This is a genomic window from Mycobacterium sp. E3298 (assembly GCF_001666895.1).
GTDB lineage: Bacteria > Actinomycetota > Actinomycetes > Mycobacteriales > Mycobacteriaceae > Mycobacterium.
This window is the reverse complement of the sequence record NZ_LZJB01000385.1, coordinates 1-9,152: the sequence shown is the minus strand read 5'-3', so window position 1 is coordinate 9,152 and position 9,152 is coordinate 1. Positions and strand designations below refer to the sequence as shown.

At 67.9% G+C, this 9,152-nt stretch carries 11 protein-coding genes; 4 read left to right on the top strand and 7 right to left on the bottom strand.

The window, feature by feature from the left end:
* The coding region (gene proB / locus A9X05_RS17970) for a glutamate 5-kinase (RefSeq protein ID WP_067783128.1) at positions 1–716 on the top strand (716 nt) is incomplete at its 5' end.
* A gap of 5 nt (positions 717–721) precedes the next feature.
* On the opposite strand, the gene A9X05_RS17965 is transcribed toward proB, so the two are convergent.
* The 3 genes from A9X05_RS17965 to A9X05_RS17955 form a co-directional block, all read right to left on the bottom strand.
* Positions 722–1,141 (bottom strand): DUF5313 domain-containing protein, encoded by a 420-nt coding sequence (locus A9X05_RS17965; protein WP_067752474.1) that lies wholly within the window; start codon positions 1,139–1,141, stop codon positions 722–724.
* Positions 1,142–1,163: 22 nt separating this feature from the next.
* Entirely contained in the window at positions 1,164–1,655 is a 492-nt protein-coding gene (locus tag A9X05_RS17960; RefSeq protein WP_067783124.1) for a MarR family winged helix-turn-helix transcriptional regulator, read from the bottom strand.
* 61 nt (positions 1,656–1,716) lie between these two features.
* Entirely contained in the window at positions 1,717–2,367 is a 651-nt protein-coding gene (locus A9X05_RS17955; RefSeq protein WP_067783122.1) for a TetR/AcrR family transcriptional regulator, read from the bottom strand.
* 102 nt (positions 2,368–2,469) lie between these two features.
* Between A9X05_RS17955 and A9X05_RS17950 the strand changes: the two genes are divergently transcribed.
* Complete coding sequence (locus A9X05_RS17950; protein ID WP_067783120.1) at positions 2,470–3,747, top strand: cytochrome P450; 1,278 nt, start codon at positions 2,470–2,472, stop codon at positions 3,745–3,747.
* Here A9X05_RS17950 and A9X05_RS17945 read toward each other — a convergent pair.
* Positions 3,744–4,592, bottom strand: coding sequence for an NAD-dependent deacetylase (locus A9X05_RS17945; RefSeq protein ID WP_067783131.1), 849 nt, complete (start codon positions 4,590–4,592; stop codon positions 3,744–3,746). The two genes, A9X05_RS17950 and A9X05_RS17945, sit on opposite strands and share 4 nt — an antisense overlap.
* 81 nt (positions 4,593–4,673) lie before the next feature.
* Here A9X05_RS17945 and A9X05_RS17940 point away from each other — a divergent pair, with 81 nt between their 5' ends.
* Positions 4,674–5,594, top strand: coding sequence for a hypothetical protein (locus A9X05_RS17940; RefSeq protein ID WP_156736808.1), 921 nt, complete (start codon positions 4,674–4,676; stop codon positions 5,592–5,594).
* Here the strand turns inward: A9X05_RS17940 and A9X05_RS17935 are convergent, their stop codons facing one another.
* Positions 5,595–6,134 carry a cysteine hydrolase family protein gene (locus tag A9X05_RS17935; protein ID WP_067783117.1) on the bottom strand — a complete coding sequence of 180 codons (540 nt, stop codon included), beginning with the start codon at positions 6,132–6,134 and terminating at the stop codon, positions 5,595–5,597. It lies immediately after the preceding gene.
* A 59-nt stretch (positions 6,135–6,193) separates the two neighbouring features.
* Here A9X05_RS17935 and A9X05_RS17930 point away from each other — a divergent pair, with 59 nt between their 5' ends.
* Positions 6,194–8,236 carry an NAD(+) synthase gene (locus tag A9X05_RS17930; RefSeq protein WP_067783115.1) on the top strand — a complete coding sequence of 681 codons (2,043 nt, stop codon included), beginning with the start codon at positions 6,194–6,196 and terminating at the stop codon, positions 8,234–8,236.
* A gap of 50 nt (positions 8,237–8,286) precedes the next feature.
* On the opposite strand, the gene A9X05_RS17925 is transcribed toward A9X05_RS17930, so the two are convergent.
* Together A9X05_RS17925 and A9X05_RS17920 are read right to left on the bottom strand one after the other, a co-directional pair.
* A complete protein-coding gene (locus A9X05_RS17925; RefSeq protein WP_067752556.1) occupies positions 8,287–8,694 on the bottom strand; it encodes a hypothetical protein in 408 nt (135 codons plus the stop codon).
* 100 nt (positions 8,695–8,794) lie between these two features.
* The coding region (locus A9X05_RS17920) for a PfkB family carbohydrate kinase (protein WP_231978431.1) at positions 8,795–9,152 on the bottom strand (358 nt) is incomplete at its 5' end.

Below are 9,152 nucleotides of genomic sequence, written 5' to 3'. Positions count from 1 at the left end.
GGTTGCGCGCCCTGCACGCGGTGGCCATCGTCAACGAGAACGACACGGTGGCCACCAACGAGATCCGGTTCGGCGACAACGATCGGCTGTCGGCGCTGGTGGCCCACCTCGTCGGTGCCGAAGCCCTGGTGCTGCTCTCCGACATCGACGGCCTCTACGACTCCGATCCCCGAAAAATCAAGGGTGCCAGGTTCATCGGGGAAGTCTCCGGGGCGGCGGATTTGTCCGGTGTGGTCGCCGGCCCGGGCAGCGACCTCGGGACCGGAGGAATGGTGTCGAAGATGTCCTCGGCATTGCTGGCCGCCGACGCCGGGGTGCCGGTCCTGCTGGCCGCGGCGTCCGACGCTGCCTCCGCGCTCACCGACGCATCGGTCGGCACGGTCTTCGCCGCACGGCCGGCCCGGATGTCGGCTCGCCGGTTCTGGGTGCGGTATGCCGCCGAGGCGGCCGGCGCGCTGATCCTCGACGACGGCGCGGTGCGCGCGGTGGTGGACCAGCGTCGGTCGCTGTTGGCCGCCGGCATCACCGCCGTGTCGGGCCGGTTCTACGCCGGGGACGTCGTCGAATTGCGCGGCCCGGACACGGCCATGGTGGCCCGGGGTGTGGTGGCCTACGACGCCACCGAACTGGCGACCATGATCGGCCGGTCGACCTCAGAGCTGCCAGGCGAACTCCGCCGGCCCGCGGTGCACGCCGATGACCTCGTGGCCGTATAGGGCGGCTAGCTGAACGGGTTGCTGTTGTCCTGCCAGGCGGCCGATTCGGGCCGCGGCCCGAACCGGCGGGCGTAGTCCTCGTGCATCTTGGCCTGCTTCTTGTTCTTGATCACATCGACCAGGTTCGGGTCGAGCCCGTGCTGCGCCAGCCGGTGCCGGCGCCAAACCTTGTTCAGCGCAAGCGAGATCAGCAGGGCCCAGATGTAGAGCGGCGCCGTCATCTCAGAGTGCACATACAGCGACGCGGGCAGCAGCCAGAACGGTGCGAGAACGAACAGCGGCGGGATGGCCCACCGAATCATGTGCCTGCGCACGGCTCCCGGGCCGGCCAGGTCGTTGGCCACCCAGGTGCGCATCGAGCTGGGTAGGCATCGACCGTACGAGTAGGTGATGCGTTGCCAGACGTTCGGTTTGGTGTCGGTCATGGTGGCTCCTAGTGCGGACGGGTCAGGACTGTAATGCGCCCGCTGCCAGGGCGGCTGTGTTGATGCGGGTAAGCACTTCGTGCAGGTGCCGAAGTTCGGTGATGTCGACGCCCAGGCGCTCGACCACGGCGGGCGGGATCTTGAGCGCACGGCGACGCAAGGCGGCGCCGCTCTCGGTGAGCTTCACCTCGGTGGAGCGCTCGTCGACCGCGCTTCGGGTACGGGTGATCAGGCCGATCGCTTCCAGGCGCTTGAGCATCGGCGACAGGGTCGCGGAATCCATCTGCAATGTGGTCGCGATGTCCTTGACCGACAGCGGTTTCCGCCGTGCCCCTGCCGCCTTCTGGTGGTCCCAAAGGGTCAGCATCACCAGGTACTGGGGATGGGTCAGCCCCAACGGTTCCAATAGCGGCCGGTAGACCGCCAAAACGGCCCGGTTGGTCACGCTCAGCGCGAAACAGACCTGCTGTTCGAGGGAAAGCGGGTCGATCTCCGGTGCGGCCAGCGATGCCATAATTGCATGGTAGGCGAATAGTTAGGGTATTAACTATATCGCGTTCGTCACACCCCGCGCATCAGCGATCCGAGGTCGGCTTGAGATACAGCGCACCCCAGACGATTTCGGCCAGCGTGGCGGCCAGTTCGGTGTCGTAATCGGCCGGCGAGGTCGGCAGATTCTGTTGGCACGCCCGCTCGACCATCCAAGTCAGCGCGCTGGCGGTGGTGGCCGCGGGCAACTCGGCCCGGATCGAGCCATCGGCCTGGCCGTCTTCGATGACCCGCGTCATCCGCCCGGTGACGGCGGTCAACAGGTTGCGGTAGGTCGCCGCGACCAGCGGGTCGTAGCCGGCCATCTCGTTGAGGGCGACCAGTACCGGTTGGTGTCGCCGATAGCTGGCGATGATGCCGTCCATCGCGGCGCGGACGTCGCCGGGATCGTGCCGACCCGCCACGCTCCACCAGCGGTCGGCGCTGTCCGCGAGGTCGGCGAACACCTGGTTGGCCAGGCGGCGCAGCAGGTGGCCTTTGTCCTCGAAGTAGATGTAGAAGCTCGCGCGCGAGATACCGGCCGCACTCGACAGTCGGTCCACGCTGAGCTCGGTGAAGCTGGCGCCGTCGCGCATCAGTCGCTCGGTGGCGTCCAGCAACCGGCGCTCGATCTGTTCTCGCCGCTGCTGTCGCTCCTGCTCGCGGTTGGCCTGCGGCTTCCGGGTGACCGATGGCATTCCCCCAGCATAGAGCCATCTTGGACAACTTGACTAGACATGATGTCTAGGAATAGTGTCGCTGGAGTCTGTGACCGAGGTCATACGCAACGGAGGATCGCCATGACCGTGATGACCGGAACGTCGGGCAGCGAAAAGCCCGGCCGCCCCTACGACCCCATCGACCTGTCCTCCCGCGCGTTCTGGTCGACGACGGCGGCCGACCGCGAACGATCGTTCGCGGTGCTGCGGGCCGAGCGGCCGGTGAGCTGGCATCCGCCGGTCGAGGACGCGCTGATGCCCGATCCCGCGGATCCGGGCTACTGGGCCGTCACCCGGCGGGCCGACATCGCCACGGTCAGCCGCAACAACGAGGTGTTCCTTTCGGGCCAGGGCGTCATGTTCGAGAACATCCCGGTGGAACTCCTCGAAGCGTCGCAGTCGTTCCTCGCGATGGACCCGCCGCGGCACACGAAGCTGCGCAAGCTGGTCAGCGCCGCGTTCACCCCACGCCAGATCCGGCGCATCGAGGACTCGATCAGGGCGAACGCCAGGGCGATCGTCGAGGAGCTGCGCGCGGCCGGCAGCGGGGCGGACTTCGTCGAGCACTGCGCCAAGCAACTGCCGATCCGCACCTTGTCGGACATGGTGGGGATTCCGGAATCGGAGCGAGAGCGGGTGGCGCACGCCGCGGACGCGCTGGTGTCCTGGGCCGACCCGATCTACCTCGACGGTCGCCACCCCCTGGAGGTTCTGCTCGAAAATCAGGGGTACCTGCACCAGGTCGCCGGCGCGCTGGCGGCCGAGCGCCGCAATCATCCCGGCGACGATCTGTTCAGCGGCCTGGTGAACGCCGAAGTCGACGGCGACCGGCTGACCGACGCGGAGGTGGCGGCCTTCTTCGTGCTGCTTTCCGTGGCCGCCAACGACACCACCCGTCAGACCACCAGCCACGCGATGAAGGCGCTGACCGACTTCGGAGATCAAAGAGCCTGGTTGCTGGAGGATTTCGACAACCGGATAGGAACGGCCGTCGAGGAATTCGTCCGCTGGGCCAGTCCCGTGATGACCTTTCGGCGCACGGCGGCAACGGATTTCGAGCTGTGCGACCAGACGATCCGGGCGGGGGAGAAGGTGGTGATGTTCTATCCGTCCGGCAATTGGGACACCGAGGTGTTCGACCATCCGGAGCGATTGGATCTGAGCCGCAGTCCCAACCCGCACGTCGGGTTCGGCGGGGGCGGGCTGCACTTCTGCCTCGGTGCCCATGTGGCCCGGGCACAGCTGCGGGCCATCTTCGCGGAGCTGCTGCGCCAGCTGCCGGATATCCAGGCGGGCGATCCCGCCTACGTGGCGGGCAATTTCGTCCACGCCATCCGCAGCATGCGGTGCACGTTCTAAAGCATTGCGATCGGCGACAATTCGTCGACGAGCAACGTCAGCAGCTCGGAGCAGCCGCCGTCGACCTTGACGGTGGCCAGGTCGTCCCCGCGGGTAGGACCGCGGTTGACGATGGCGATCGGCGTGCCGAGCGCTGCCGCATGACGCACGAACCGGTAGCCCGAGAACACTGTTAGCGACGAGCCGGCGACCAGCAGCGCGTCGGCTTCTTCCACCAGTGAATAGGCTTGGTCGACAACCGCTTTGGCCACGCTCTCACCGAAGTAGACGATGTCCGGTTTGAGCATGCCGCCGCAGCTCGGGCAGTCGAGGTAGCGGAACGACGTGGTGTCGGCGACGACGGCGTCGGCGTCGGGGGCTACGGCCAGACCGCCGCCCGCTCCGGCGCGTTCGACGAATCCCGGGTTGAGCGATTCGAGCTGATCGGCCAGCGCGGCGCGGCTCATGGTGTAGCCGCAGCCCAGGCAGACCACCCGCGCGTAGGTGCCGTGCAGGTTGACGACGTTGGTGCTGCCGGCCTTGGTGTGCAGCAGGTCGACGTTCTGGGTGATCACCCCGGTCACCACCGAAGCGCGCTCGAGGGCGGCCAACGCCCGGTGCCCGGCGTTGGGCAGCGTGTCGTCCATGTGTCGCCAGCCGACGTGGTTGCGCGCCCAGTAACGCTGCCGGAACGCCGGATCCGAGGTGAACTGGCGGATCGTCATGGGATTGCTGGGCGGCGAATCGGGTCCGCGGTAGTCGGGGATGCCGGAGTCGGTGGACAGGCCGGCGCCGGTCAGCACCGCGATCCGGCGACCGGTCAGCAACGCGACCAGCTCCGGCGATTCGGCGCGGCGGGTGGTCACCTGTTCGAGGGTACGGGGCGTCGAGCTCCGGACGTCTGCCTTCACAAGCGGTCACCGGGCGCAATGTGGTTGATTGTTGCCATGGCCACAGCCGCCGAGCATGCCGCGGGACAGCTCGCTTCGGTGCGTGATGACCCGATGGCGCGGCTCGCGCTGCTGCGGACCCTCTACGAGACACCGGCCGGCTGGGACGAGCGGCGTCTGCCCTACCGGCGCGCGGCGCTGGCGTTCATGCGCTGGGAGTTGCGTCGCGGAGTGCTGAACCCCACTGACGCCGCGGCGCCGGGCAGTCCCTGGTGGCGTGCGATCAACGACCGGCTCTTGCGCGATACCGCCGAAGCGCGCGCCCACGTGCTCGGCCTGGGCGGCCCCACCACCTCGTCGAGCGTCGCCGACTCGGTGACGTTCATCCGCCGGCCGTCGGTGCGAACGTGGTACCGGGCCCACAACGCCATCATCGTCAGGGCCTACCTGGATAACCATGAGTTGGCCGAGGGCGAGTCGCGCGTCGAACGCTTCTTCATCAACCTGGTGCTGGTGCGGGTCCTCTTCGCGCACGCGTTGGTGGCCGCGCCGCGGTTGGCGCTGGGCTGGCTGTCACCGCTCGCACCCTTGTTGGGCGACCCGCGCCTGGCAGTCACCGGCATCTTCTTGCAGCTGTCGAGGGTGCTGCCGGACCGTTACCCGCTGCGGGAGGACCTGGACTGGTACGTCGGCCGGGAAAACGGATTCGGTCGTGTTCTCGACCTCGGCGTCATCCGGCCACGACTTGACCAGCTGTACTCCTGGTCCGCGAGGGAATTGTCGATACCCGAGCTCGCGCCGCTGCTCCGCGACGGTGTGCCCGCCTACGCCTGGGACTGCAGCGACATGGGGCCTTGGGGGCTCGTCTCCGGGGCTGACGACGCGCGCGGCCCGCAGGGTGCTTCCGCCACCGAAATTCGTTGCCTGATCCCGCCGGGTGGCTCTCCCAGGGCGGGCCTTCGGGTCTGGCGCGCCTGACTAACCGAGGCAGTCGGCGGCCGTGGTGATCTCGGCCGACATGTTCTTCTCCATCATCTTGCACGCCGCCTCGGCCAGGTCGGTGTCGATGCCGGCCACGGCGTCCGTCGGGATGACGACGGGAAAGTGGCGCACGTAGGCGTCGAGTGCGGTGTAGAGGATGCACTGCTCGGTGACCTGCCCGGCGATGACCAGCCGCTTGGTCTCCAGCCGGTTCAACAGATACGCCAGCGCGGTCGCGTAGAAGGCGCTGTGCCGCACCTTGGTCATCACGCGGCAGTCTCCGGACGGCACGATCGGCTTCACCAGATCGGGCCGGGCTCCGTCGAGCGCGGAGCTGACGATGTCGGAGAACTGAGCGGCGAAATCGCCGTAGTTGTCGTTGACGTAGATCAGGTCCACGTCGTCGGATTCCCGTGCGCGCCGGACCAAATCGGCCAGCGGGTCTATGACCTTGCCCACATTGGGTATCAATTCTTCAGCGTCGGGATGCTGATAGGTGTTCATCATGTCGACCACCACGACGGCAGTATCGCTCATGATGGAGGGGATACCCGGCGGCCGCGGGTTGACACCGGTCAGGCGACAATGGAAGGGCGATGGACTTTTACAACGCTTACAGCCAGGGCTTTGTCCGGGTTGCCGCGTGCACCCATCACACCACGATCGGCGATCCGGCGGCCAACGCCGAGTCGGTCCTGGGGCTGGCGCGCGAGTGCCACGACGACGGCGTCGCGGTGGCGGTGTTCCCCGAGCTGACGCTGTCCGGGTATTCGATCGAGGACATCGTGATGCAGGACCTCCTGCTCGACGACGTGACGGCCGCGATCGAGAGCCTCGTCGCGTCCTCGACCGATCTGCTACCGATCCTCGTCGTCGGCGCCCCGCTGCGGTATCGCCATCGCATCTACAACACCGCGGTGGTGATTCACCGTGGCGCCGTGTTGGGGGTGGTGCCCAAGTCGTACCTGCCCACTTATCGGGAGTTCTACGAACGACGCCAGATCGCGCCGGGAGATGACGAGCGCGGCACCATCCGGATTTGCGACGCCGACGTCCCGTTCGGCCCCGACCTGCTGTTCGCCGCCTCCGACATCCCCGGCTTCGTCCTGCATGTCGAAATCTGTGAGGACATGTTCGTGCCGATCCCGCCCAGCGCGGAGGCGGCGTTGGCCGGCGCGACGGTGCTGGCGAACCTGTCCGGCAGTCCCATCACGATTGGCCGCGCCGAAGACCGCTGCCTGCTGGCCCGCTCGGCGTCGGCGCGCTGCCTGGCCGCCTACGTCTACGCCGCCGCGGGCGAGGGCGAGTCGACCACCGACCTGGCCTGGGACGGTCAGACCATGGTGTGGGAGAACGGCGAACTGCTGGCCTCGTCCGAGCGCTTCCCGAAAGGGGAGCGACGCAGCGTCGCGGATGTGGATCTCGACCTGCTGCGCTCAGAACGCCTGCGAATGGGGACGTTCGACGACAACCGGCGCCACCATCGCGGGGCGGCCGAGTCGTTCCGGCGCGTCGACTTCCGGCTGGAGCCGCCGGCCGGCGACCTCGGATTGCGCCGCGACGTGGAGCGTTTCCCGTTCGTCCCGGCCAATCGCGAACGCCTGGAACAGGATTGCTACGAGGCCTACAACATCCAGGTTTCGGGGCTCGAGCAGCGGCTGCGCGCGCTGAACTACCCGAAGATCGTGATCGGGATCTCCGGCGGCCTGGATTCGACGCACGCGCTGATCGTCGCCGCGCGCGCGATGGACCGGGAGGAACGGCCGCGCAGCGACATTCTCGCGTTCACGCTGCCCGGGTTCGCGACGGGCGACCGCACCAAACGCAACGCGATCGAGCTGTGCCGCGCGCTCGGTGTCACCTTCGCCGAGATCGACATCACCGAGACCGCGATGGTGATGTTCAAAGAGATGGACCACCCGTTCGGGCGTGGGGAAAAGGTTTACGACGTCACCTTCGAGAACGTGCAGGCGGGCCTGCGCACCGACTACCTGTTCCGGCTGGCCAACCAGCGCGGCGGCATCGTGCTCGGCACCGGCGACCTCTCCGAGATCGGGCTGGGTTGGTCGACCTACGGGGTGGGCGATCAGATGTCGCACTACAACGTCAATGGCGGTGTCCCGAAGACGCTGATCCAGCACCTGATCCGCTGGGTGATCTCGTCCGGCCAGTTCGAATCCGACGTCACCGACGTGCTGCAGTCGGTGCTTGACACCGAGATCTCCCCGGAGCTCGTCCCGAAGGGCGAAGAGGAAGAGCTGCAGAGCAGCGAGGACAAGGTCGGACCGTATGCGCTGCAGGACTTCTCACTGTTCCACGTGTTGCGTTACGGGTTCCGGCCGTCGAAGATCGCGTTCCTGGCCTGGCACGCGTGGAGCGACCCCGAGCGGGGCAACTGGCCGCCGGGATTCCCCGAGGACAAGCGACCGACCTACTCGCTGAAGGAGGTTCGGCATTGGCTCGGGGTCTTCGTGCAGCGCTTCTATTCGTTCAGCCAATTCAAGCGTTCGGCGCTGCCCAACGGCCCGAAGGTGTCGCACGGCGGCGCGCTGTCGCCCCGCGGTGATTGGCGCGCCCCGTCGGACATGTCCGCGCGCATCTGGCTCGACGAGATCGACCGCCAGATTCCCGAGGAATAGCGCGTCGCGGGCCCGCCCGGGATCGCCGGACGGGCCACGAACGGCCCGGCTCACGCCCTCGCGCGGCGCCAGCCCTGGTATTGCAGCTCCGCGAACACCAGCGTGTAGGCCCCGGCCGCCAGGTTCAACGCGACGCCGGCCGAGGTCAGCGGGAAGACGTCCGTGAGCACCAGCACCACGGCGGCCACCGTGTAGAGCAGGTTGCCGATGATGACGGCCATGCCGGCGCGGCGCACCGACGGCAGGTTGGCGAGTCCGAACACCAGCACGCCGTAGCCGAGCAAGAAGGCGCCCATCCCGTACTCGAACGCTTTCGTGGTACCCGAGAGCTCGGCGAGCCGGCCGGCCAGCGGGATGCCGGCCAGGCCGACCAGCCCGCTGATGGCGGCGTCGGCGCGCATGGCCAGGCGCAGCAGGCCGTCCCGGGTGCCCGTGCGATCAATCGTGGTAGCGGACATGATGTTCCTTTCTCGATGGCTGAAAACGATCGCCACCGACGTTGCCCGCGAACCACTGCCAGATCGACGCCGGACGCTGCCAACTGCTGCCAACCGCAGGTCAGGCCAGCGATTGCAGCGCCGCGTCGATCGCTTCGGCATCCGGTGCGCAGTCGCCGGCACCGGCTACCAGCGTCGCCAGCGCCCCCGCGGCGCAGGCGCGTCGCAGCGCGTGCAGCCGTCCGGCGGGCGAACCCGGATGGGGTGGCCAGCTTCCCGCGAGCACACCGGCGAACACGTCCCCGGCGCCGGTGGTGTCCACCGCGGCCACCGCCGGAGCGGGCACCACAAAGTCGCCGTCGACACCTGCGTACCGCGCGCCGCGCGCCCCCAGGGTGGTGACCAGGTGATCGGGGCGCCACGGCCATTCGTCGGCCTCGGCCTCGTTGACGATGACCACGTCTGCCGCGGCGGCAAGG

What these genes read in the sequence shown, in the direction of transcription:
- A9X05_RS17965 (WP_067752474.1), bottom strand. Translation starts at nt 1,141, where the DNA reads ATGACCGACACCAAACCGAACGTCTGGCAACGCATCACCTACTCGTAC.
- A9X05_RS17960 (WP_067783124.1), bottom strand. Translation starts at nt 1,655, where the DNA reads ATGGCATCGCTGGCCGCACCGGAGATCGACCCGCTTTCCCTCGAACAG.
- A9X05_RS17955 (WP_067783122.1), bottom strand. Translation starts at nt 2,367, where the DNA reads ATGCCATCGGTCACCCGGAAGCCGCAGGCCAACCGCGAGCAGGAGCGA.
- A9X05_RS17950 (WP_067783120.1), top strand. Translation starts at nt 2,470, where the DNA reads ATGACCGTGATGACCGGAACGTCGGGCAGCGAAAAGCCCGGCCGCCCC.
- A9X05_RS17940 (WP_156736808.1), top strand. Translation starts at nt 4,674, where the DNA reads ATGGCCACAGCCGCCGAGCATGCCGCGGGACAGCTCGCTTCGGTGCGT.
- A9X05_RS17935 (WP_067783117.1), bottom strand. Translation starts at nt 6,134, where the DNA reads ATGAGCGATACTGCCGTCGTGGTGGTCGACATGATGAACACCTATCAG.
- A9X05_RS17930 (WP_067783115.1), top strand. Translation starts at nt 6,194, where the DNA reads ATGGACTTTTACAACGCTTACAGCCAGGGCTTTGTCCGGGTTGCCGCG.
- A9X05_RS17925 (WP_067752556.1), bottom strand. Translation starts at nt 8,694, where the DNA reads ATGTCCGCTACCACGATTGATCGCACGGGCACCCGGGACGGCCTGCTG.